Raw genomic sequence first — 22,454 nt, 5'->3', positions numbered from 1 at the left:
AAGATATTCATTCTGTAAATTATTCCCTATGAATTAAACTAAATAAAAAGTAAAAGTGGATTCCCACCTTTACTTATTATCTTCAAATAAAGCTAAATATTTCCCATAGCCTTTTTCTTTCATTTCTTTTCTAGGTATAAACTTTAAGGCTGCAGAGTTAATGCAATATCTAAGTCCACCTAACTCCTCTGGCCCATCACAAAACACATGCCCAAGATGCGAATCTGAATTTTTACTTCTTACCTCAGTTCTAATCATTCCATGGCTTTTATCTACTTTTTCGGAAATTAACTTTCTATCTATAGGTTTTGAAAAAGCTGGCCAGCCACAACCAGAATTAAATTTGTCTGTTGAAATAAATAATGGCTCTAAGGAAACTATATCTACGTAAATACCTTCTTCAAAATGATTATTATATTCATTCATAAAAGGTGGTTCAGTTCCATTTTCTTGAGTAACTCTATATTGAAGTTCTGTTAATCTATTTTTTAATTCATCTTTATTTAATTTTTCCATATTTCATCCTCCATTTATATTATAAAGCCATTTATGTAAAATTTCTATTTATTCTTAGTAATAAATATTCTTTTTATAACAGTTTGTGGTGGATTTGATTTAGTCATAGCTTCGCTTACTCTCATATATACTAAATCTCCATTTTCAATTACTATATTTTCTTTTTTATCATTTGCTGAATTCATAACTTTCGTTTCATTATCTATAATTCCAACAACTGTTATTTTACTAACTTCTTTTCCTTTCATGTACCCTTGTACAGTTATCATAGTTGAATTTCCATCCTCTGATTTTTTTACTTCTGTTACTTCTCCTATAACAACAGGGCTTTTGGTTGACATTCCTTTTTCAGGGGTTGCTCCAATTAAAATTCCTGAAAAAATAATTAGTGAACAAAGTGCTAATATTGATTTTTTAAATTTCATACTAATTCCTCCTTAATTTATATTCACTAATAGTTTTGTTCTATTTTTTATAAATATTCATAGACTAAATCCAATTTATTTTTTCGAAACATAAGGATTATTTTTAATATAGAACCGCCATTTAAAATCTTTAGCTTCTTCAGCATAATCTATACCTATTCTAGTAGTTTCTACAATTTCTATATTCTTTTCATAATTATATTCTAAGTATAATCCACTATCTATATATAGTTTTTTATAATTATCCTCCCTTGTTATACTTAAAGCCGAACATAACTTAGATGGACCATTAGTTAAATTCTTTTTTTGTGCATTAGTTAACTCATTATAATTTTTGTTAAATCTAATATTAGATAAATACTCAAAATTATCAATGGGTTCTACAGCTCTTATTAAAACTGCTTCTGGTTCATCTTTAATATTGGTCACTATATTAAAACAATGATATAACCCATAAATAAAGTAAACATATGCTATTCCGCCTTCCTCGTATAAAGGCTTCGTACGTTCAGTTCTTTTATAATTATAAGCATGGCATGCTTTATCAGTAGCTCCTATGTAACTTTCTGTTTCCACTATTTTCGTTCTAACCTTTATTCCATTCACTTCTCTTACTAAGTAATGACCTAAAATACTTTTTGCAACTTCAATAGCTCCCTGGTTATAAAACTCTTTTTCAATTATCATAATAAATCTCCAATTTAAATTTATAATTTCATTATTTCTATAACTTTATTATTTATTATACTACTATATTTATTCCTTAAATATTTCATAATTATTACTTATGTTTTTTTTATAAATAGACATAATAAATATTATAAAAAACTATTAATCAGGAGATTTATATGTTAGAAAATTTTATAAAATCAATTATCCCCACTTTAGTAAATATTTTAGAATTAATAGGAATTTTGGTTATATGTATTAGTTCTATTAAAGCCTTTTATCATTATCTATATACATTAATAACTAAAAAACCTTATCCACTAAAATGGGAATATGCTAACTCTATGGCTACTGCACTTGAGTTTAAACTAGCAGCAGAAATATTAAAAACAGTTATTATTAGAAATATGAGCGAACTAATAATTCTAGGCTCAATAACTTTATTAAGAGGATTCTTAACATTAATCATTCATTGGGAAATGAAATCTGAAAATCCTTCTAAAAACAAAAAAGATAGAGAAGCCAAATAAAACTTCTCTATCTTTGCTATTTTAAATTATTAAATGACTGTTTTGTTAAAGATAAATCTTTATAATTTATATATACATCAAAATTTATAGTAGAAATTTTAATGTAAGGTCCTTTATCACTTTGGATATAGAGCTTAACTTCTTCTCCATCCTTCAACTTAAAATCACCCTTTTTAATGGTACCACCATCACTATATCCATTACTCTTAAATTCTATTTCTGGAGTATTATCTACAAGCTCTATTGATTTTATATCTTTTCTTTTTAAAGTAGTTCCATACATTCCATCTATAACTATAGTTTCATCTTTAACTATAATATTATTTGGTTCATTTCCATATGAAAAAATTATAATTACAAAAGATAATGCTATAAATCCTATAACTACCATTACTATTATTTCTACTTTGCTCTTTTTATTATGATCAAATCTTTGAATATATATTAAATATCCAAATATAATAATTAATAAAGTAATTACAAAAGGTAGTATAGAAATTTCAAAGTAATTTGAAACTATAACTCCTACAAATATTACAAAAGATATTAAGTAGCACATTCTTCCCATATGTTTTGCTACTTTTTCAATATCTACTCTCTCTTTTTCCTTTTTAGATTGTGTATTATATCCAGATATTAGCCAGTAGCATTTATACTTACTAATAGCTATTCCTAATATTATAAATATCATGCAAATAATAGAAATAAATATTATGAATCCCATGACATGCCTCTAATCTAAATATTTCTACAAAACAAAGTTATAACTTCATCTTATATGGTTAATTATAACACTTTTAATAATACTGTCAATATTATTATTAGCTATTTCTTACCATTCAATTGTTAAAATATTAACTTCATCTTTTATTAATGATACTTTATACCCTTCAATAACAAGCCAAGTTAATAATTCTTTTTGCACTTCATCATCATTACACATAAGTATTGCTGAGACCTTATTTATACTAGACTCCTTGGCATAATTTATATTATCTAATATTTTTCTTTTTTGATCATTTATAAACTCTAAATTCATAAATATCCTCCTATTTATTTTTATTCATTATAAATATGTATTCATTATAACTCACTATTATGTTAATTTCTTTTATTTCCCTGGGAAATATTTACACAAGTCATTTAAATATGTATAATCCTATAAAAAGGAGATGATATCATGAATAATATTTTAAGGTTTAAAATTTTAGGTTCTGGAGGATGTACTTCTATACCTAGAGCCTGTTGTAATTGTAATATATGTACTGAAGCAAGATTAAAAGGCGAGCCATATAAAAGAACAGGCTGTTCTCTTTATTTATATAATTTAAATATGCTTATAGACACTCCTGAAGATGTAAATTATCAATTAAATAGAGATTCTATAGATAATGTAGATAATATCCTATATTCTCATTGGGATCCAGATCATACATTAGGCATGAGAATAATTTAACAACTTAGGCTTAACTGGCTTGATTATTTTAGAAACATTGATTGTTCAAAATCAATTAATATATATGCATTGAATGACGTTTTTTCTGAAATAAAAGCTATAAAAAATAAATTTGGATCTTATTTAGATTATTATTCTAAACTAAATCTTTGCAGTATAAATGAAATACCTTCCAATGGCTATGTTAATTTAGATAATATAAAAATAACATTTATCCCTATAGTATCAAATTGTACTTCAACAGCATTTGTCTTTGAGCACTTAGATAAAAAAATTATATATGCCCCTTGTGATAATAAACCATTTCCTAATTCAAATATATTTATGAATGCAGATATCGCAATTTTAGGTGGATATATTCCAAACGAATACTTTAAAAATAACATATATATTCCAATGGGAAATGAAATATATAGTGCAATGTTTACAATTGATGAAATTATAGAAATAAAAAATAAATATAATCTAAAAAAAGTTATACTAACTCATCTTGAAGAAAACTGGGGTAAGAGCTACGATGATTACTTAAGGCTTGAAGCTTCTTTAAAAAAGCATAATATATATTTTGCTTATGATGGAATGGAGATAAACATCTAGTTTATCTCCTGTTTTATTACACCAATTGCAACTCCTAGTATATTAACTTCCTTGTTTTCTAAACTAATTGAAGCATATAAAGAATTTGCTGGCATTAATTTTGGTGAATCTCCATTTAAGTTTAGTGTTTTTAATGTCGCTTCACCATTTAAGCTTGCAGCTACTATTTCATTGTGATTTGCAGTAGCTTGCTTTTTAATAACAACTAAATCACCATCACAAATATCTTTTTCTACCATAGAGTCACCCTTTACTCTTAATATAAATGAATCCTTTCCTCTTTCTAACCAATATTTAGGTAGATAAAAGCTTCCCTCTATATTATCATTCATTTCTATAGGTGTTCCCGCTGCTATATTATTGAACATAGGGATATCTTCTAATTCATTTTCATTATAATAAACACTATTTTCTTCAAATACTTCTTTTTTATTTGAAGCTGTATCTATATTAAATTCAACAACGCCTTTATTTTTTAAGTTTATATATTTATACTTTTCAACTGTGTTTACTTGTTTTTTCTTCTTAGCGTTATATTTAATTTTAAAGTTAAAACTCTTTCCTTTTACATCTATTCCTAAGGTATTTACTTTTCTCCCTTTTATCATCCAAGAATTCTTTTTATTGTTAAGCTCACTATTTAATATGAAAATAAATGAAGAATGAGGCTTATTTTTATAAATAGCTTTTATAAACTCTATTTCCCCTTTAGTAAACTTCTCCATATCATCTAAAATAACATGACTATATATTCCACCATGATTATTTATATATGAAGTAGCATATATAACATGATCATACTCATCCATAAATCCTTTGTTTATTAAACTTTCATTATATAAGTCCTTTATTTTATAGATAGATTCCCTTGTATACGAATCTTTCTTAATTCTTCCTCCTCGTCCCTTTCTATCAACTTCAAGATAGTATTCCTTAGAAAAATTACTTGCTTTAATCCATAAAATTTCTTCTAATAAAAATTCAATTGTTGCCTTTTGAAGCAACTTAGATTTTTTATAAAATAATGATATTTCATTTTCCAACTCTTTTAATATCTCTATGCCCTTAACTTTATCTATAACTTGCATAGCTAGTCCCTTTTCTCTTCTGAAAGCTTTTGAATATGTTTCAATAATCTCTTCTAGCGTTACTATGTTTAATCTATCTTTTTCTAATGAAAATAATGAATAAAAATAATCCTCTTTACTTTCTTTTTTATAAAGCTCCTTTGCTTCGTATGTCTTAGTATAATTTGATGTTACAAATAAAATTTTATCTTCTTCATAAATACAATAATTATTTTCTAAATTTATAGCCTTATATATTGATGCAGTACTTTTCCCTGTTCCTTCTTTACCTTTCAAAAACTGATATCCAGAGCTCTTATGGTTTATAAATCTATTTTGAACTTTCGAAAGTTCCATACTTTCACCACCTTAAATCTATCTTATGTTTTTCCGTATTTTAATAATATATTTTATAATACTTTATGTCAAATTACCAATATCAAAAAATCACTATTATATATAATTAATAAACGTATTTAATCTAAGTATAAATAACTTATTTACATACCAAAATATAATACATATGTGCAAAAAAGAACCTATAAAATTTTTCTCCTTTACAAGTGTCTATTTTATAGGTTCTTTATTTAAATCTATCACTAAAAATATTTTTGAAGCAATTTAAATGAAATTTTATTAAAGCTTATATAAAAGGATTATAGAAACGTCCATGATTAAGTATAGTAGCAGCTATAGCTATAATAAATATTGCACTGACTATAGCTATTGTTATATAATCTCTTTTTTCAAATTTTCTTCCACTATACCAAGTACGTTTTTTATTTTTCCCAAAAGCCCTTAGCTCCATTGCTGAACTTATAGTATCTATTCTATCTAAACTTGAAAAAATTAATGGCATCAATATTGAAGCAGAATTTTTAATTCTTTTTGTCAATTTCTCCTTTTTAGACATATCAATTCCTCTAGCTTGTTGTGCAAATGATATATCTTGATAATCACGTTGAACATCTGGAATATATCTTAAAGCTATAGCAACAGAATAAGCAACCTTATAACTAACACCAATTTTATTTAATGATGCTGCAAATTCACTTGGATTAGTTGCAACCATAAATAATAATGCCATTGGTATTATAGAAAAATACTTTAAAGTTATATTAAACTGATAAAATAATTGCTCTAATGTTAGTGTATATGGCCCTGCAATTTTAAATAAATCAGTTCTACTCCCATAAATATGAACACCTTCATATGGAGAAAAAATAAATATTGCTAAATTATTTAACAATAAAAATATTAATATGAAATATAGAACAAATGATACTTGCTTAAATTCTACTTTTGAAATTTTAAATACAAATATGCTTATAATAAACATAAGTATAAGTACACGTGTATCATATGTAATCATTGAAGCTAATGCCCATATTATCAAAGCAATTAACTTAGATGCACCTGTCAGTTTATGAATAGGTGAATTTAAATTTGTATATTCAAGCATTTTACTCATATGCCTCTAATCCTCCTATCATAGTCAATAAACTTTTTAACAAAATCTCTTGGATTATCTAATTTAGCTTTTATTGCTAACTCATATAAAGATGTCTCTTTTAAATTAGCTTTAGATATCACTTCCTCATCTGTAAGAACATTAGCTGCCATATCATCTGCTAATTTTAATCCATTAGATAATACTATTGCTCGATTTGTGTACTCAAGCATCAAATGCATATCATGAGTTATCATGATTATAGTAACACCTTTTCTATTTAATTCTTGTAAGAATTCCATAATTTCAGTATAATGCTTAAAATCTTGCCCAGCTGTTGGTTCATCTAAGATTATAACTTCTGGATTTAATACTAATATAGATGCAATAGTTACACGCTTCTTTTGCCCGAAGCTAAGTGCAGAAATTGGCCAATTACGAAACTCATATAAGCCACAAATTTTTAATGTATCAAGTACTCTTTCTTTAATTTCTTTTTCACTAATTCCTCTAACTCTAAGTCCTAATGCTACTTCATCAAAAATCATAGTTTTAGATATCATTTGATTAGGATTTTGCATAACAATACCAATTTTATCTGCACGCTCTTTAATTGTATCGTTAACTAAATTTTTACCATTAAACAATATTTGTCCTTCTGTTGGCTTATAAAAACCACATATAAGCTTTGATATAGTAGACTTCCCTGCACCATTCCTTCCAACTATACTAACCATTTCACCTTTTCTAATATTAAAAGAAACTCCTTTTAATATTTCTCTATTTTCTTCATAACCAAACTTTATATCTTTTAATTCAAGTATAGTTTCAGAATTTACATTAGTACTCTTTTCAACAGTTTCATAATACCATTTTTTAAGTTTTTCACTACATGTATGTAAATTTAATGTATCAATATGTTGTGGATTAATTTCTGGAGTAACTTTACAACCTGCATATTTTAAAGCAGTAATATATAATGGTTCACGTATACCTGTTTCAGATAATATATTTGAACTTAGAAGTTCTTCTGGAGTTATATCAGCAGCAATTTCACCATTATCTACTACTATAATTCTATCCACAGGACAATGTAGTACATCTTCTAACCTATGCTCTATAATTACTATAGTTTTATTTGTTTCTTGTTGTATTTTGTCAATTAATTCAATTGCACTTTTACCAGTTGCAGGATCTAAACTTGCAAGTGGTTCATCAAATAAAAGTATGTCTACATCTCCAACCATAACTCCTGCTAATGTTACACGTTGTTTTTGACCACCTGATAAACTATATGGAGCTGATTCTAAATGCTTATCTATTCCAACAATTTCAGAAACAATTTCTACTTTCTTTTTCATTTCATCTTGAGAAATACAATCATTTTCTAGCTTAAAAGCAATATCTTCTCCTACGGTTAATCCAATAAACTGGCTATCTGGATCTTGAAGTACAGTACCAACTGAATTGGATAATTCAAATACGCTCATCTTACTAGTTTCTTTGCCTTTAACCTTTAAACTTCCTGAAATATCCCCTTTATATGAAAACGGAATAAGGCCATTTATACAACTTGAAATAGTACTCTTACCTGATCCAGAAGGACCAACAATAAGAACTTTTTCACCTTCATATATAGTTAAATTTATATTATTTAATGTTGGCTTTGCTTGAGCTCTGTATTGGAATGTAAAATTATTGAACTCAATTACAGGTTTTTTCATAGCAAATCTCCCTTTATATAAAAATTATATGTTCCTCGAAAACGTTATTTATGATTAAAAATAATAGTATATTGTTTGTAATATATAAGTAAAAAATACCAGAGACCTAAAGCCCCCAGTATTTTAATTAGATATTACTCTCTATCTAAACTTCCTTTTTTAACTCTAGTCTTTGCATAAGTATAAAGTAAAATAGTACCTAATATTCCAACTGTAATTGAATTAGAAATTGCAGATACTATTCCTTGTAAATAAACTTTATTAGCTGGCTCTGCATATATAAGTATATCTAATGTAGGAGCAACTAAAAGCCATGCAATTAAATTAGCAATTACTTGATATATATTAAAAACAATAATTTCTTTTTTATCAAATTCTCCGTCGTTAACTTTTAACTTCTTCCATGATAATCCTATTATAAGACCAACAACAGCTGAGGCTATAACCCAACTAAACCAAGGCGACCCAAAAAACACTAAATCCTTTAAAGCATGACCTATAAAACCTATAGCAATTCCAGCAATTGGACCATATAATACTGACATTAATGCTAAAAATGCATAACTTGTTTCTATATTAGTATTTGGGATACCTGATGGAATAGCTCCAAAACGTCCTAATATCATAAATACAGCTGCCCCTATCCCAATTGCTACTATTGTTTTAATAGACAGTTTATTTTCCATTATACTTCCTCCTTATTTGATATATTGTGAATCTATAATACTCGTTCTTTAAATTATTTTTTAATCATATATAAATCTAGGAGCTTTTCTTATAGATATTATCCAATTAGTTCCAGTTTGTATATTGTAAGCTTTCGAGAATGATCCTTGGTTTATGGCAACTGCTAAATTATCTAATGAGTTAACATAAACTAAAGTTTCACCTACATGAACATCTGCAAATGATTTTGCATAAACCATTATATTTCTATACACTTCTCTTGTATTATTTCTAATAGAAACTTCAACTTTATCACCATAACTAATTCCTAAACTAGTAAATAGTTCTCTTCCAATATTTGTCCATAAGCTACCAAATCTTACATCTAAAACATCTATAGTTCCTGTTACTAAATCATTTTCTCTTGTAGATTCTACTACTGGTAATTCTACTATTTCATCAACTGGAATTTTTGGTCCTACATGTTCAAAATCTATAACTCCAGCTGCAAGTCTTGCTCCTGTATAGGCATATATATCTCTTCCATGAAAAGTATAAGATGCACCAGAATTAGGTAATCTATTTATAGTTTCATCGATTTCTCTAGCCTCCACTATCCCACATATCCTTTTTATATGAGTAAGTGTTCCGTTATCTGGAGTAATTATATATTGTCCACTTGCAGTCTTAACTCCTATACTCTTTCTATTTGATCCAACTCCAGGATCAACTACAGATACGAACACAGTATCTTTTGGCCAATAAACAACTGTTTGAATTAATCTATATGAAGCCTCCCAAATATTATATTGTGGTATTTCATGTGTTAAATCAAATAATTGAAGTGTATTATCTACGTTATAAGCAACTCCATACATCGCACTAACTGCGCCATCTCCGATCCCAAAATCTGATTGAAATACTAAAGCATTTTTCATAAAAATTCCTCCTTAGTTAAACATCATATCAAAAGTATATAATGCGAATATTATTTTAGTCAACACTTTTTTCATTCGCATTTTAGTGTATTATTTTTGAACTTTTTAATAAATATTTAATGTAAATATAATTTATAATATTCTAAATATAAAATTAGAATATTTCACTCATTGTCTAATAAAAATTCGATAATTTACTTCCTTCATATATCTTATTTTTGTTATTATATCCTGTTTTTTTAATTTATATAAATAATATACGCATTTATTGTCTAAATTATATTTTTTTGCTATAATTTAACAAATAACTTGTGGAGGTGTTTCAAATGAACGATTTAAAAGTTTTAGTATATTTAGACCTTTTAAAAATCAAAAATTTCTTTTTTCAAATTTTTCATAATCCCATTCTATTCTTAAAGAAATTATTTTCCATAATCATATTCTTTGGACTTTGCTTTTCATCATTTATAGTTGCAATATTTAAAAATGAAGCTAAAGCTTCTGTATCACCAGAAATGCAACAAGCTACTTTAGGAATTATAGCTATAATATCATTAGTTTTTATACTATTTGTATTAGCAAACTATTTAAATGATTATGCTCCAAGTAATTTCTCAATTTCAGATATTAGCTATTTATTTCCTTCGCCTATAAATAATCGATTAATATTATTTTATTCAATGGTTCGTAGTGCAATAAAAGGTGTTGCAAGCTTCTTTTTAACCTTTATTTTTATTATACTAATGATCCTAGCATCTACTGATATATCATTAATAGGGCTATTTCCAATAGCTTTAGGCTTTTTCTTTATATTCTTATTTTTTATTTCTTTATCTTATTTATTTTTTGCAATAAAAATTAAGACAGGCATAGTAAAAATCTTAAAGCTTATTTCTTACTTATTACAAGGTATAGCATGTCTAATATTTTTATTTTATTTATATAAGTTTTGGAGTTTAAATTTTAACTTTACTGAATTATCCTTGTCTATTTTTAATAGCTTTATTGTCAAATTACCTATAATTTCATCTATAGTAAGATTTATATCTTTACTTTTAACAGAAACAATTACCCCTCCAATATTTGATATATTATATTTATTGTCATTAGTTATTATTAATTGTTTCTTATTTATAACTCTTAATATTGAATATTATGAAGAAATAGCTGAAAAGGTATCTACACAAAATGAAAAATTAAAACAATTGAAAAATAATAAGAGAGATGTTCATTCACAAATGGAAAAGGAAATGAAAAAAGTTAATTTAAATAGTAGTGCTAAGGAAAGATGGGGAGTTCTTTCTTTATACTGGAAAGCTTCAGTTATTAGAAAGAGAAAACAAACTCCTATAAAAAAATATTTATTATTCTTAGTTAATATTATCATTGGACTCATAGGTGGATATGTTACTTTAAAAGGACATCAATTAATTTCATTACTAGTGATTTCAATTGGTACAGTTTATATAGTTCTTATTTTATCTAATTTTTCTGAATTATCTAGAGAACTAAAAAATGTATATATTTATCTTATCCCAGGAAAACCAATAAACAAAATTCTTTCAACTGTTTTGGATGAGCTATTAATATTACTCATTAGAATTAGTATAATGCTTATTCCTTCAATTATTTTAGATTACAAATTCTTAATACTCGGGATTGGATGCTACTTAATGACTCTAGCATTATCACTAGTAGTAAAGTTACTTAACTTAATTATAATACTCCTTATGCCAAAAGATAATGAATCTGGCCCAGGAATGCTTGCAACTTTTGTATTAATGATAATTATTATGATTCCATTTGTTGCAACTGTAGTTACTTATGCTATAACTAAAAACTCTTATATATCTTTTGCAGTACTCACTGTAATTGTTGGAATTTATATAAGTTTACTAATGTTATTATGTAATAAAATATTTGATTTTATAGAATATTAATTGGAGGAAATTATGTTAGAAGTAAAAAATTTATCTAAATCATTTAAAAAAAATAAGGCAATTGATAATATATCATTCAAATTAAATACTGGTGAAATATCTATATTATGTGGACCTAACGGTGCTGGTAAAACTACCACATTAAAATGCATACTTTCTTTATTAAGAAAAGATTCAGGTGATATTTTAATAGATGGAAAATCTACAAAGGATAGAACTATAAGAGAAAATTTATCCTACATACCTGAGACCCCTGATTTATATAATTTATTAACAGTTTGGGAACACTTTAAATTCATAGCCTTAGCTTATAAAGTTAAAGATTGGACAAGTAAAGCTGAGGAGTTAATGAATGCTTTCAACTTAACCAATAAAAAAGATTCCCTTGCTAAGGACTTATCTAAAGGTATGAAGCAAAAGGTCTCTATTATAATGGCCCTAATTCATGATCCAAATATAATTTTAATTGATGAACCTTTTGTAGGCTTAGACCCAAATGGAATAAAGGAATTTAGAGAAATATTATCAAAAATAAAGTCTCTTGGAAAAACTATACTAGTTAGTACTCATATCCTAGCCTCAATGGAAGAAATCAGTGACACAATGATTTTAATGAAGGAAGGCAAAATAGTAGATTCTGGTAACAAAGAATATCTAAAGGAAAAATATAACGAACTAGGCACTATAGAAGATTTATTCTTTAAAATAATTGATAATGCTTAATTAAAATAAAAATGCTAATACTCTATTTTAAAGTATTAGCATTTTTATTTATATCAAGTTTTGCAATCATAGGATAATGATCTGAAGGATATTTTCCACTCTTATTATAATCCAATATTTCAGTATCTAAAACTTTAAACTCTTCTGTTACAAATATATAATCTATATGAAGACCTTTTTTATTTCCTTTAAACTTACTCATAGTTGACATATTATAAATTTCTTTTTTATGATCTTGTACTGCAATAAATTTTTTACTACTATATTTACCTTCTGATAAATTTTTTATAGCTTTGCTTGTAGGACTTGCATTAAAATCTCCCATCAATATAGCTGGATAATTGTCTTTTTCATGCTGCTTATCCATATACTCACCTATTTTTTTAAGTCCATATTCTCTAGCCTTCGATAGCAAAAAATCTAAATGAGTATTATATACTCTAACTATATTTCCATCATTTAATTTTATTAAGGCAGTTGTACATATTCTTGGATAAACAGAATACCAAATAGCACTTCCTATTTTTTCAGGATCTTCTGAAAGCCAAAATGTATTATGTTCTAATACTTTATGTTTCTTAGAAACTAAAATATCATTTCTCTCTATAAAATATTTAAGACTTCTAGGACTACCAATGATATTATATCCTGAAACTTCTTTTGAAATATCCTTAAACATTTTATTATTTAGCTCCTGAACTCCTATTATATCGCAATCATTATTATTTATGATATCATAAACAATTTCTTTTCTTTTATTCCATCTATTATTTATATCTAATAAGAAATCTGTTCTTAAGTTAAAGGTCATAACCTTCATACTTCTACCTCACGCTATATTCTAAAGTTATTTCACTTCTATAGATAATCTTTGCCTAATTTTCACCCTATCTAAAGAATAGCCAGCTATTAAAAATATTATACCACTTCCTATAGGTTGTATTATATCTATAAAGAAAGTTGCAAGTGGAGCTATAAAGTTACCAGATATAACAGCTCCAGCTAAATAATATCCAAACCAGCCTACTATACCTGCTATAAATACGGCTAATATATTTTTCTTACATATTATATTATCTTCTTTAGAAGTAAAAAATAATACCATAATTGGTTTAATTATTATTGTAGGCAATACCCATATCATTCCACCAGTTAATGCATCTGAAAGTCCAGCTCCTATACCTGCTGCAAGCATTGCATATGGAGTAGGTAAAAGTACTGCTGCAAGATATATAAATGTATCTCCTAAATGTATATATCCGCCATTAAATCCTGTAGGAATATGAACAAATACAATTGTAACACATATAAATGCTGCAAATAATGCTGCTAAAACTAGATTTCTCGTTTTAATACTTGTTTTCATTTATCAAAATCAGCTCCTTCAAAAATACTTCAAACATTATTCCTTCTTTTGGATTAGTTTTAAATTTAGATGTATATTTAATTGCTTCATAAATAAAATTAGTTGCATTTTTAATTGCAAAATTTAAATCATGATTATTTAATAATAATCCTATAATAATTGAAGTAAAAATATCTCCTGTCCCGCTATATGATTCATTATTAAAAACTGATTTTACTATAAAAAATTCATCTTTTTCTTTATCGTAAGCAAAGTTATAAATTTCACTTTTTCTTATTATTCCAGTAATAATGATCTTTGTAGGTCCTAATTGTGCCAGTTTTTTAGCAATTCTCATAACTTTTTCATCACTTATATCGTGCTTTTTATATTCTTCCCCTGTTAATATACAAGCTTCTGTTAAATTTGGGGTTACTATACTTGCAATAGAAATAAGTTCTTTCATTTTATTGCACATATTTTCTGTAAAAGTATCATAAAGTATCCCATTATCCCCCATAACCGGATCTATAACAACTAAAGAATCTTTATTATCTAATACAAAATCTAAAACTATGTCAATTTGCTTTTCAGAACCTAAAAAACCACTATATATACAATCAAATTTTATATTAAGTTCTTTCCAAATTTTTTTGTAAGTATTCATTTCGTTAGTTATATCTAAAAATGAAAATTTATCAAATTCTGTTTGAGAAGAAAGTATAGCTGTAGGAAATGGACAACATTGTACTCCTAAAGCTGATAATATGGGAAGTGCTGCGGTTAATGAACATCTTCCTATTCCAGATAAATCATTTATTGTAGCTACTTTTTTAACCTCATTCATAAGTGCACCTGCTTTTTAATTAAATTATTTATTTTATAATAATCCAAGATTTGCATTTTGTCCATTGTACCGATACAATATTCAATTAATAAAAAATAGAACTATTAATATTAAATAGTTCTATTTTTTTATTATTAATCTTTATTTTTGCGTACTACTATAACTCTATTACTTTATTTAATAACTCATTACTTCTATTAATGAAGTCATTCATTTCTTCAGCATTTAATTCTTTATTAGCTATTAAAGCTAAATCTAAAATATATTGACATATTAAATTAATGTCATCCTTTTTACTTTCAGAATCTGTATCTACCAACTTTTTAATTATTGAGTTATTATTGTTTATAACTAAAGTTTTTTCTTCCATAAACATATTTGGCATTTCCATTCCACCAAACATTTTGCTCATCTCTGCCATTCTTCTTGATTGCTCTGAAACTAATATCATAGCAGGAGTTGCTGAATTTTTTAAGCTTTCAACCTTAATATTATTTACTTTATTAGAAGTTGCTTCTTTAAATAATTCTTCTATCTTGGTATTTAATTCTTTTGAATCTTCACTTTCACTATTTTTAAGTATTTCAGAAATATCAGAGTCTATTCTAGTAAATGTAACTCCATTTTCTTTTGACTCTAAAAAGCTAATAAAATGATTATCTATTGAGCAATCTAAAACTACAGCATCTAAATCTGCTTCCTTAAACATTTTGATATATTGTGATTGTTGTTTTTCATCTGTTACATAAAAGACTTTATTTTCATGTTTATCTTTATTATTTTCTAAATATTCCTTTAAAGTTATATAACCACCATTTAATCTTCTAAAAATAATAATATCCTTTATTTTATCATAGAAGCTTTCATCCCTTAGACAACCATACTTAATAAATATTTGAATATCCTTCCAGAAGTTATCAAAGCTTTCTCTTTCATTTTTATATAGTCCAACTAATTTATCTGCTACCTTCTTAACTATATGCTTAGATATCTTTATAACATCTTTATCCTTTTGAAGGAAACTTCTTGAAACATTTAAAGGTAAATCTGGACAATCTATTGTACCCTTTAATAATAGTAAGAAATCTGGTATAACTTCTTTAATATTATTGGCAACAAAAACTTGATTATTATATAGTTTTACTTGTCCTTCAGTAGCCTCAAGTTCATGCTTTAACTTAGGAAAATATAATATTCCTTTTAAATTAAATGGATAGTCTACGTTTAAATGAATCCAAAATAGTGGATCATTAAAGTCTGAAAATACCTTTTTATAAAATTCTTTATATTCTTCATCAGTGCAATCCTTTGGAGATTTCATCCATAATGGAGTTGTGTCGTTTAAAGGCTTACTATCCTCTTCTTTAACTTCTTTTCCATCTTCCTCTAAATATATTTCTATAGGTAAGAAAGAACAATACTTTTCTATTATTTCTCTAACCTTATATAATTCTAAAAATTCATTACTATCGTCATCAACAAAAAGAGTTATTGTTGTTCCTCTTTCTTTTCTATTTTCAGATGGAGATATTTCATATTCTGTACCACCGTCGCAAATCCAAGTTACTGCTTCTGATCCTTCCAAATAAGATAAAGTATCTATTTGAACTCTTTTTGCGACCATGAAAGCAGAGTAGAAACCTAGGCCAAAGTGCCCTATTATATCTTTTCCATCTTCCATTTTATCCTTATATTTTTCTATAAAATCCTCGGCACCTGAAAATGCAACTTGATTTATATACTTTTTAACTTCATCTTCAGTCATTCCAATTCCATTATCAATAAACTTTAAAGTTTTATTTTCTTTATTTAATGAAACTGTAACCCTATATTTTTCATTATCATTTCCCTTAGCCTCCCCTAAGGAAACTAATCTTTTATATTTACTTATAGCATCGCATCCATTACTAATAAGTTCTCTAATAAAAATATCTTTATCAGAATATAACCATTTTTTTATAATTGGAAAAATATTTTCTGTATGTATTGAAATATTTCCTTTATTTTTCTCCATTAACAATCCCTCCTCTTTACCATAAATATTTTATTTAAAAGACATTATTATGTCAATATTTACTAAAGCTTGTTTTAGTTACTAAAATATCTATATTAATAATTAATTGAATAAAAATCAATTTTTTATAACAACACTTGCTTTATCTTTAACTTTCTTTGATTTTCATTTAATATATTTAATATTCCTATTAAGAATCACGTAAATATATAGTATTTCAATTTATATATAAAAATATATTGTAAATTAATTCCTAAGAACTATATAATATTAATATAATGAATTATCTATTAATTTGTAAAGAAGGGTTTATTTTGAAAAAGATCATTCTAAATACTTTATCTTGGATATTTATCGTATCCATACTATCTTTTTATCTCGAAAAGACTTTTAGTTTTCCTTTAATTAATTATATTTTAATCTTAGGGGTATCCCTTTTAGTATTTGGTATCATATCTATTTTAAAACCAATATTTAAAACTTCTAACATAAAAAATGCACTTGACAATACTATTAACTTTAGAAATATTGAAGGTAGCAGTATTTCAATTTGTTTAGCAGGAATAATTTCTTTATTAACGTGTATTTTATTATAATCTAAAAAGCAGTAGGAAAATATTAATTCCTACTGTTTTTAATATATTAAGTATTATTTTTCAATTACCTTAATAGTATTATAATGCACCCCAATTACTTTTAATCTATTATCAAAATACTCTTTAATTATATCAATAGCTTCTTTAGTAATTTTCTCACCTGCACAAATTAAAGGAATACCTGGAGGATATGGAATTATAGCCTCTTTAGCTATTCTTTCTAAAGAATCTTCTATATTTATATCCACACTATTTAAGCTAAAAATCTCATATGGTTCTAATACCTTAACAGGTGATATGTGTGGAAAGATTGTATTTTTTTCATCAGTCTTTAATAAACTTATATCTAAATTCGCAATAGATAAGTATAATTTTCCAAAGTCCTCTTCTATATTTGAAGGAGATAAAATTAAAACTACTCCTTGTGAAAAACTCATTTCAGCTTGAATCTTATTATCTCTTAGATAATTTAATAGCTTATGTCCACTATATCCTTTATTTAAAATAATTAAATATCTACTTCTATCTATTGTATAGTTATCTGCTAAATCTCTATCATCTATAATTTTAACTTTATTTAATGAATTTATTTTTTCTTTCCACTTTTCTGCTCTTTCTATTAAATTACCGTAATCATATTCTCCATAGTTATCTAGATAATATCTAGCATAATCTAATGAAGCCATTATTAGATATGATGGGGATGTAGTCATAAAAGCTTTTATATAAAAATCAATATTTTTTTCTTCATTATCATTTACTAATAAATATGCACCTTGCGTTAAACTCGGCAATGTTTTATGAGCACTTAGAACTACATAATCTCCTAATTTAGCTAGAGATTTAGGCAATTCTTTGCTTATTCCAAAATGAGCTCCATGAGCACTATCAATTATTACTTTTATACCTTTTTCTTTTAACTCATTAATTTTATTTTCTATATCATAAGATACTCCAAAATAATTAGGACTTGTAATTATTATTCCTTTTGGATTACTTGCTTTATTTAAAGCTTCATTTATTTCTTTTTCGCTAGGTGGCAAAAATATTCCTATTTCTTCATCTATTACAGCATCTATATAAATTACTTTAAGTTTTCTTAAAATAAGACCATTATAAATTGATTTATGGCAATTTCTTTCTACTAATACTTCATCACCTTCGTTAAAAGCTGAAAATATTGAAGCTAAATTTCCAGATGAACTTCCATTTACAAGAAAATATGCTTTTTTCACATTGTAAGTTTTCGCTAAAAGCTCCTCCGCTTCTTTTATTACTCCTTCTGGGCAATGTAAATTATCTAAAGGATCGACTTCAGTTATATCTAATGCTCCTAAAGATTCCTTAAATTTTCGTCCTAGTGAATCTCTTAAAAATGCTTTACCACTTTTATTTCCTGGCATTGATAAAATCAAATTTTCTTCTTCATGATATTTTAATAATTCTTCTAATAGAGGTGCTTTATTCATAAATATCTCCCTTTTAGTTATATTTAACTTAGTTACTCACTATTTGTATAGATTTATTATTCAATACTTTTTTAGCCACATCTGAAATATATTCTTTGTCTATAACTTCAAGATTATTAAATTCTTCTGAATATATTTTATAGTCGCCAAACATTGTGCTATATGTTGATAATTCTTTGGCTAAAATTATATTTTGCTCTTCTCTAAACCATCTTTTTAGTTTCATTGATTTTATAAAATCTAGTATATCATCATCACTTATATCTTCTTTAAATCTTTCAATTTTGTCTATGCAACTATTAATTAACTCCATTGATTTATTTAAATTCTCTTTTGAAGTACTGTAAGTTATTTTATATAGCTTTATATACTTTTCATAAGAAATTTTGGTTAAAATATCATATACAAGTCCATTTTTCGTTCTTAATATATCGAATAATAATGAATTAACTCCTTCTCCAAAGTATTCGTTAAATATTCTTAATGCTTTTATCTCATTATAGCTTAAACTATCTATAGGAAAAATAATTTGGACTTTACAAGTATTAATTCCCTCTTTAATTTCTTTATAAAATCCAAAGTTAGTCTTATCGTAAATTATTTTTTCTTTATCATTTTCATTATACTCAGTACTCCAATTTTCAAAATATCTTTCAACTATATTTTTGACTTCTTCAAATTCTAAAGAAGAAACTACTGCTATAGAAGTCTTATATGGTAAATAATTTTCTTTATAAAATTGTTTTATATCTTCTAATTTTATTTTTTCTAAATCTTCATTTGTACCTATGATTGGATATTTTATTCGTCTTTCTTCAAAGCTATTAAAAAATAATTTATCCTCGCAATATTGTTCTAATTCTTCATCCCATTCTCTTAATTCTTCCATTATTACATTCATTTCTTCTTCAAAGCCATCATTAGAAAATATAGGATTTATAATTATATCAGAGAAGAGTTCTACTCCCTTTTCAAAATCCTCATTTAGCATGGTTCCATAATATATAACATATGGAAAGTTTGTCATAGCATTTTGAAATCCGAAAATTTTACTTAAATCTCTATTTATTTGCTCTTCAGTTCTTTTTTTAGTACCCTTGTAAACCATATGCTCAGTTGCATGAGCAAGCCCTAATAAGTCTTTTTCTTTACAAGCACCTGCATCTATTGATATAGACATTGATGTTAAATTAGATGTAGTTTTTGTATATATAAGCTTTATATTATTTTTTAATATAAATTCCATCCTATCCTCCAAAAATTATTTTCTTATTAACATTGTAATATAAAAAGTTGGTACTTGAACATAATCAAATACCAACTTTTTATATTTAAATTATTCTGCCTTCAAAGCAATTGCACATTCAATTCTCTTCTTTTGCATTTTGCAACCAACTTCATAAGGTATTTTCATATCTCCATTGAAGCTAAAGTTATTTGCTTGACATCCTCCACTACAATAGAATCTTGCCCAGCAATCTCTGCACTTAGGTTTATTGTATATATGAGCTTTTTTAAATTCTTTGCCAAGGTCTTTGTTGTATGTATCATCATATATACTTCCAAGTTTAAATTCTTCTTTTCCTACAAATTGATGGCATGGATAAACATCACCCTGTGGAGTTATTGCAACATATTCAAATCCTGCTCCACAACCTGAAATTCTCTTATAAACACATGGTCCACCATTTAAATCAACATTAAAATGATAGAAGTTGTATTCTCCATTTTTTTCTCTTTTTCTTCTTACCATATCTTCATATAGCTTATCATAGTTTTTCATTATTTCTGGTAAATCTTCTTCTCTTAATGCAAGATGATGTCCCTTTTCTAGTACAACTGGTTCTATAGAAACTTCATCAAATCCCTCATTTACCATTGCCATTACATCTTCAAAGAAATCAGTATTGGCTCTTGTAAATGTTCCTCTAACATAATACATCTTACCAGGTGTTCTCTTTTTAATCATTTTCTTGATATTTGGAAGTATGTCATCATAAGAACCACTTCCATCAACTTTTATTCTTACATTATCATTAACACATTTTCTACCATCTAATGAAAGTATGATATTTCCCATTTCTTTATCCATGAAATCCATCATATCATCGTTTAAAAGAGTAGCATTTGTTGTCATTGTAAATCTTATATTTTTCTTCCACTCTTTTTCGTTTTCTCTAGCATACTGTATTATTTCTTTTACAGTATCCATAATCATAGTTGGTTCTCCACCAAATAAATCTATTTCTATATTTCTTCTTGGACCACTTCTTTTTACTACATAATCTATTGCTTTTTTAGCTGTTTCTAAAGACATAACACCTTTATGTCCATTATATTCGCCTTCATCTGCAAAGCAATATTTACATCTTAAATTGCATCCATGAATTATATTTAGACATACTGCCTTTATATAATCCCTATCATCCATTGAGCCATGAGCTATATCCTCATACTTATCTTCTGAATATAATAGTCCATCTTTTACAAGCTCCATTATTTCATCATAGGCTTCTATAATCGTATCTCTATCATATTTATCGCATAAAAGCTTTAATGTTTCTTCCTTATCCTTCATTCCATCATCATGTACTAAATCATATACTAGCTCGTCTACTATATGAACAGCTCCTGTATTTACATCTAATACAAAATAATTATCACCTTGTTTAAATTTGTGTATTAAAGACATTTTCCATCCCTCCAAAAGCTTTGCTAAAACTAAAAAGTAAGCAGCAACTTAATTGTTGCCGCTTCTTGTTAATTAGTTTTCACACTCTAAGTTTGCAACTGTACATGAAGTTTTGCAAGCTGATTGACATGAGTTAGCACATTCTTTACAACCTGGTTTTACTAAGCTGTTTTTGATATTAGTCTTATTGATTGTCTTGATATGTTTCATGATTATACTCCCCCATTCTTCCAAAATACCCAACGATTATAACATAAAAAACTAACTTATAAAAGATTAATTTCACAAATTTGGTGAATTTCTTATTATGTAACCATCATATGGTATTCTAACTCCTACTCTCGTTACATCAAATTTATAATCTGTATCTTGTAATGCTTCTTTACCTTCGGCTAAATTTAATGCTATTCTATAAAGAACTTTTGCCTTTTCTTTAGCATCTTGTAGAACTGTACCTGTCATAAATCCCTTTTTTATCATTTCCCTAACTTCTTCTGTTCCACCTATACCTACTACAGATATAAATTTATTTGGATCTCCTAGATTATATCCTTTTTCTTGAAGTGCTAAAACAGCTCCTACTGCCATATCATCATTATTTGATATTATTACTTCAATATTATCTCCATATTTATCAAATAATGACTCAATCTTTTCTCTGGCACATTCTTTTTCCCAGTTGCATACTTCTGAAGATATTTCATTAGTTTTAATTCCATTTTCATTTAAGGATCTTATGACACACTCACTTCTTAATTGAGCTTCTACATTATCTAAATATAACACTTAA

At 26.3% G+C, this 22,454-nt stretch carries 24 protein-coding genes; 5 read left to right on the top strand and 19 right to left on the bottom strand.

Annotated elements, in window-relative coordinates; all coding sequences use genetic code 11:
- Positions 1–69: 69 nt before the first annotated feature.
- The 3 genes from msrB to NSA50_RS00620 all read right to left on the bottom strand — a co-directional run bounded on the left by msrB (position 70) and on the right by NSA50_RS00620 (position 1,628).
- Positions 70–516, bottom strand: a complete 447-nt coding sequence (msrB, locus tag NSA50_RS00630) for a peptide-methionine (R)-S-oxide reductase MsrB (RefSeq protein WP_195428493.1) — start codon at positions 514–516, stop codon at positions 70–72.
- Positions 517–560: 44 nt separating this feature from the next.
- The gene (locus NSA50_RS00625) at positions 561–941 is read right to left on the bottom strand and encodes a hypothetical protein (RefSeq protein WP_195266894.1); all 381 of its coding nucleotides are present in this window, start codon (positions 939–941) and stop codon (positions 561–563) included.
- Between the two features lie 75 nt (positions 942–1,016).
- Positions 1,017–1,628, bottom strand: coding sequence for a DNA-3-methyladenine glycosylase (locus NSA50_RS00620; protein ID WP_195266895.1), 612 nt, complete (start codon positions 1,626–1,628; stop codon positions 1,017–1,019).
- Between the two features lie 161 nt (positions 1,629–1,789).
- Here NSA50_RS00620 and NSA50_RS00615 point away from each other — a divergent pair, with 161 nt between their 5' ends.
- On the top strand, positions 1,790–2,140 hold the full coding sequence (locus NSA50_RS00615) for a DUF1622 domain-containing protein (protein WP_195266896.1): 351 nt from the start codon (positions 1,790–1,792) through the stop codon (positions 2,138–2,140).
- Positions 2,141–2,156: 16 nt separating this feature from the next.
- Here NSA50_RS00615 and NSA50_RS00610 read toward each other — a convergent pair whose 3' ends face one another.
- Both NSA50_RS00610 and NSA50_RS00605 read right to left on the bottom strand, forming a co-directional pair.
- The gene (locus NSA50_RS00610) at positions 2,157–2,864 is read right to left on the bottom strand and encodes a DUF3784 domain-containing protein (RefSeq protein ID WP_195266897.1); all 708 of its coding nucleotides are present in this window, start codon (positions 2,862–2,864) and stop codon (positions 2,157–2,159) included.
- A gap of 108 nt (positions 2,865–2,972) precedes the next feature.
- Positions 2,973–3,179, bottom strand: a complete 207-nt coding sequence (locus NSA50_RS00605) for a hypothetical protein (protein WP_195266898.1) — start codon at positions 3,177–3,179, stop codon at positions 2,973–2,975.
- Positions 3,180–3,320: 141 nt separating this feature from the next.
- On the opposite strand from NSA50_RS00605, the gene NSA50_RS00600 reads away from it, so the two are divergent.
- Both NSA50_RS00600 and NSA50_RS00595 read left to right on the top strand, forming a co-directional pair.
- Positions 3,321–3,596 carry an MBL fold metallo-hydrolase gene (locus NSA50_RS00600; protein ID WP_257442219.1) on the top strand — a complete coding sequence of 92 codons (276 nt, stop codon included), beginning with the start codon at positions 3,321–3,323 and terminating at the stop codon, positions 3,594–3,596.
- A 69-nt stretch (positions 3,597–3,665) separates the two neighbouring features.
- Positions 3,666–4,193, top strand: a complete 528-nt coding sequence (locus NSA50_RS00595; RefSeq protein WP_257442217.1) for an MBL fold metallo-hydrolase — start codon at positions 3,666–3,668, stop codon at positions 4,191–4,193.
- On the opposite strand, the gene lexA is transcribed toward NSA50_RS00595, so the two are convergent.
- The 5 genes from lexA to NSA50_RS00570 all read right to left on the bottom strand — a co-directional run bounded on the left by lexA (position 4,190) and on the right by NSA50_RS00570 (position 10,038).
- Positions 4,190–5,617, bottom strand: a complete 1,428-nt coding sequence (gene lexA / locus NSA50_RS00590; RefSeq protein ID WP_257442215.1) for a transcriptional repressor LexA — start codon at positions 5,615–5,617, stop codon at positions 4,190–4,192. The two genes, NSA50_RS00595 and lexA, sit on opposite strands and share 4 nt — an antisense overlap.
- Before the next feature lie 286 nt (positions 5,618–5,903).
- Complete coding sequence (locus NSA50_RS00585; protein WP_195266901.1) at positions 5,904–6,731, bottom strand: energy-coupling factor transporter transmembrane component T family protein; 828 nt, start codon at positions 6,729–6,731, stop codon at positions 5,904–5,906.
- On the bottom strand, positions 6,728–8,434 hold the full coding sequence (locus tag NSA50_RS00580) for an ABC transporter ATP-binding protein (RefSeq protein WP_257442213.1): 1,707 nt from the start codon (positions 8,432–8,434) through the stop codon (positions 6,728–6,730). Before NSA50_RS00580 ends, NSA50_RS00585 begins: the two co-directional genes overlap by 4 nt.
- Before the next feature lie 134 nt (positions 8,435–8,568).
- A complete protein-coding gene (locus NSA50_RS00575) occupies positions 8,569–9,123 on the bottom strand; it encodes an ECF-type riboflavin transporter substrate-binding protein (RefSeq protein ID WP_374940957.1) in 555 nt (184 codons plus the stop codon).
- Between the two features lie 57 nt (positions 9,124–9,180).
- On the bottom strand, positions 9,181–10,038 hold the full coding sequence (locus tag NSA50_RS00570) for an SAM hydrolase/SAM-dependent halogenase family protein (protein ID WP_257442211.1): 858 nt from the start codon (positions 10,036–10,038) through the stop codon (positions 9,181–9,183).
- 326 nt (positions 10,039–10,364) lie between these two features.
- Here NSA50_RS00570 and NSA50_RS00565 point away from each other — a divergent pair, with 326 nt between their 5' ends.
- Both NSA50_RS00565 and NSA50_RS00560 read left to right on the top strand, forming a co-directional pair.
- Positions 10,365–11,978 carry a putative ABC exporter domain-containing protein gene (locus NSA50_RS00565; protein ID WP_257442210.1) on the top strand — a complete coding sequence of 538 codons (1,614 nt, stop codon included), beginning with the start codon at positions 10,365–10,367 and terminating at the stop codon, positions 11,976–11,978.
- 12 nt (positions 11,979–11,990) lie between these two features.
- Complete coding sequence (locus tag NSA50_RS00560; protein ID WP_257442209.1) at positions 11,991–12,701, top strand: ABC transporter ATP-binding protein; 711 nt, start codon at positions 11,991–11,993, stop codon at positions 12,699–12,701.
- 22 nt (positions 12,702–12,723) lie between these two features.
- Here NSA50_RS00560 and NSA50_RS00555 read toward each other — a convergent pair whose 3' ends face one another.
- The 9 genes from NSA50_RS00555 to NSA50_RS00515 all read right to left on the bottom strand — a co-directional run bounded on the left by NSA50_RS00555 (position 12,724) and on the right by NSA50_RS00515 (position 22,450).
- Positions 12,724–13,521 (bottom strand): endonuclease/exonuclease/phosphatase family protein, encoded by a 798-nt coding sequence (locus NSA50_RS00555; protein WP_195264119.1) that lies wholly within the window; start codon positions 13,519–13,521, stop codon positions 12,724–12,726.
- A 27-nt stretch (positions 13,522–13,548) separates the two neighbouring features.
- Positions 13,549–14,067, bottom strand: coding sequence for a TIGR04002 family protein (locus NSA50_RS00550; protein ID WP_195264120.1), 519 nt, complete (start codon positions 14,065–14,067; stop codon positions 13,549–13,551).
- Positions 14,051–14,893 (bottom strand): pyridoxamine kinase, encoded by an 843-nt coding sequence (locus tag NSA50_RS00545; protein ID WP_195264121.1) that lies wholly within the window; start codon positions 14,891–14,893, stop codon positions 14,051–14,053. Before NSA50_RS00545 ends, NSA50_RS00550 begins: the two co-directional genes overlap by 17 nt.
- Positions 14,894–15,050: 157 nt before the next feature.
- Complete coding sequence (htpG, locus tag NSA50_RS00540; RefSeq protein ID WP_257442208.1) at positions 15,051–16,907, bottom strand: molecular chaperone HtpG; 1,857 nt, start codon at positions 16,905–16,907, stop codon at positions 15,051–15,053.
- 649 nt (positions 16,908–17,556) lie between these two features.
- The gene (locus NSA50_RS00535; RefSeq protein WP_257442206.1) at positions 17,557–18,972 is read right to left on the bottom strand and encodes an aminotransferase class I/II-fold pyridoxal phosphate-dependent enzyme; all 1,416 of its coding nucleotides are present in this window, start codon (positions 18,970–18,972) and stop codon (positions 17,557–17,559) included.
- Positions 18,973–19,000: 28 nt separating this feature from the next.
- Entirely contained in the window at positions 19,001–20,218 is a 1,218-nt protein-coding gene (locus NSA50_RS00530; RefSeq protein WP_257442204.1) for a M16 family metallopeptidase, read from the bottom strand.
- Positions 20,219–20,308: 90 nt separating this feature from the next.
- Complete coding sequence (scfB, locus tag NSA50_RS00525) at positions 20,309–21,664, bottom strand: thioether cross-link-forming SCIFF peptide maturase (RefSeq protein WP_257442202.1); 1,356 nt, start codon at positions 21,662–21,664, stop codon at positions 20,309–20,311.
- Between the two features lie 72 nt (positions 21,665–21,736).
- Positions 21,737–21,874, bottom strand: coding sequence for a six-cysteine ranthipeptide SCIFF (gene scfA / locus NSA50_RS00520; RefSeq protein WP_016208429.1), 138 nt, complete (start codon positions 21,872–21,874; stop codon positions 21,737–21,739).
- A gap of 72 nt (positions 21,875–21,946) precedes the next feature.
- Complete coding sequence (locus NSA50_RS00515; RefSeq protein ID WP_257442196.1) at positions 21,947–22,450, bottom strand: substrate-binding domain-containing protein; 504 nt, start codon at positions 22,448–22,450, stop codon at positions 21,947–21,949.
- Between the last annotated feature and the right edge of the window lie 4 nt (positions 22,451–22,454).

Origin of the sequence: Clostridium mucosae (assembly GCF_024622765.1) — a bacterium.
GTDB lineage: Bacteria > Bacillota > Clostridia > Clostridiales > Clostridiaceae > Clostridium.
Note: the sequence above shows the minus strand (reverse complement) of the source record. Positions and strands in the feature narration are given on the sequence as shown.

Bases quoted from the DNA above. Each gene is read 5' to 3' on its own strand.
- NSA50_RS00600 (WP_257442219.1), top strand. From the start codon at position 3,321: ATGAATAATATTTTAAGGTTTAAAATTTTAGGTTCTGGAGGATGTACT.
- htpG (WP_257442208.1), bottom strand. From the start codon at position 16,907: ATGGAGAAAAATAAAGGAAATATTTCAATACATACAGAAAATATTTTT.
- NSA50_RS00545 (WP_195264121.1), bottom strand. From the start codon at position 14,893: ATGAATGAGGTTAAAAAAGTAGCTACAATAAATGATTTATCTGGAATA.
- scfA (WP_016208429.1), bottom strand. From the start codon at position 21,874: ATGAAACATATCAAGACAATCAATAAGACTAATATCAAAAACAGCTTA.
- NSA50_RS00535 (WP_257442206.1), bottom strand. From the start codon at position 18,972: ATGAATAAAGCACCTCTATTAGAAGAATTATTAAAATATCATGAAGAA.
- NSA50_RS00605 (WP_195266898.1), bottom strand. From the start codon at position 3,179: ATGAATTTAGAGTTTATAAATGATCAAAAAAGAAAAATATTAGATAAT.
- NSA50_RS00625 (WP_195266894.1), bottom strand. From the start codon at position 941: ATGAAATTTAAAAAATCAATATTAGCACTTTGTTCACTAATTATTTTT.
- NSA50_RS00580 (WP_257442213.1), bottom strand. From the start codon at position 8,434: ATGAAAAAACCTGTAATTGAGTTCAATAATTTTACATTCCAATACAGA.
- lexA (WP_257442215.1), bottom strand. From the start codon at position 5,617: ATGGAACTTTCGAAAGTTCAAAATAGATTTATAAACCATAAGAGCTCT.
- NSA50_RS00585 (WP_195266901.1), bottom strand. From the start codon at position 6,731: ATGAGTAAAATGCTTGAATATACAAATTTAAATTCACCTATTCATAAA.
- NSA50_RS00610 (WP_195266897.1), bottom strand. From the start codon at position 2,864: ATGGGATTCATAATATTTATTTCTATTATTTGCATGATATTTATAATA.
- NSA50_RS00615 (WP_195266896.1), top strand. From the start codon at position 1,790: ATGTTAGAAAATTTTATAAAATCAATTATCCCCACTTTAGTAAATATT.
- NSA50_RS00555 (WP_195264119.1), bottom strand. From the start codon at position 13,521: ATGAAGGTTATGACCTTTAACTTAAGAACAGATTTCTTATTAGATATA.
- msrB (WP_195428493.1), bottom strand. From the start codon at position 516: ATGGAAAAATTAAATAAAGATGAATTAAAAAATAGATTAACAGAACTT.
- NSA50_RS00560 (WP_257442209.1), top strand. From the start codon at position 11,991: ATGTTAGAAGTAAAAAATTTATCTAAATCATTTAAAAAAAATAAGGCA.
- NSA50_RS00530 (WP_257442204.1), bottom strand. From the start codon at position 20,218: ATGGAATTTATATTAAAAAATAATATAAAGCTTATATATACAAAAACT.
- NSA50_RS00570 (WP_257442211.1), bottom strand. From the start codon at position 10,038: ATGAAAAATGCTTTAGTATTTCAATCAGATTTTGGGATCGGAGATGGC.
- NSA50_RS00565 (WP_257442210.1), top strand. From the start codon at position 10,365: ATGAACGATTTAAAAGTTTTAGTATATTTAGACCTTTTAAAAATCAAA.
- scfB (WP_257442202.1), bottom strand. From the start codon at position 21,664: ATGTCTTTAATACACAAATTTAAACAAGGTGATAATTATTTTGTATTA.
- NSA50_RS00550 (WP_195264120.1), bottom strand. From the start codon at position 14,067: ATGAAAACAAGTATTAAAACGAGAAATCTAGTTTTAGCAGCATTATTT.
- NSA50_RS00620 (WP_195266895.1), bottom strand. From the start codon at position 1,628: ATGATAATTGAAAAAGAGTTTTATAACCAGGGAGCTATTGAAGTTGCA.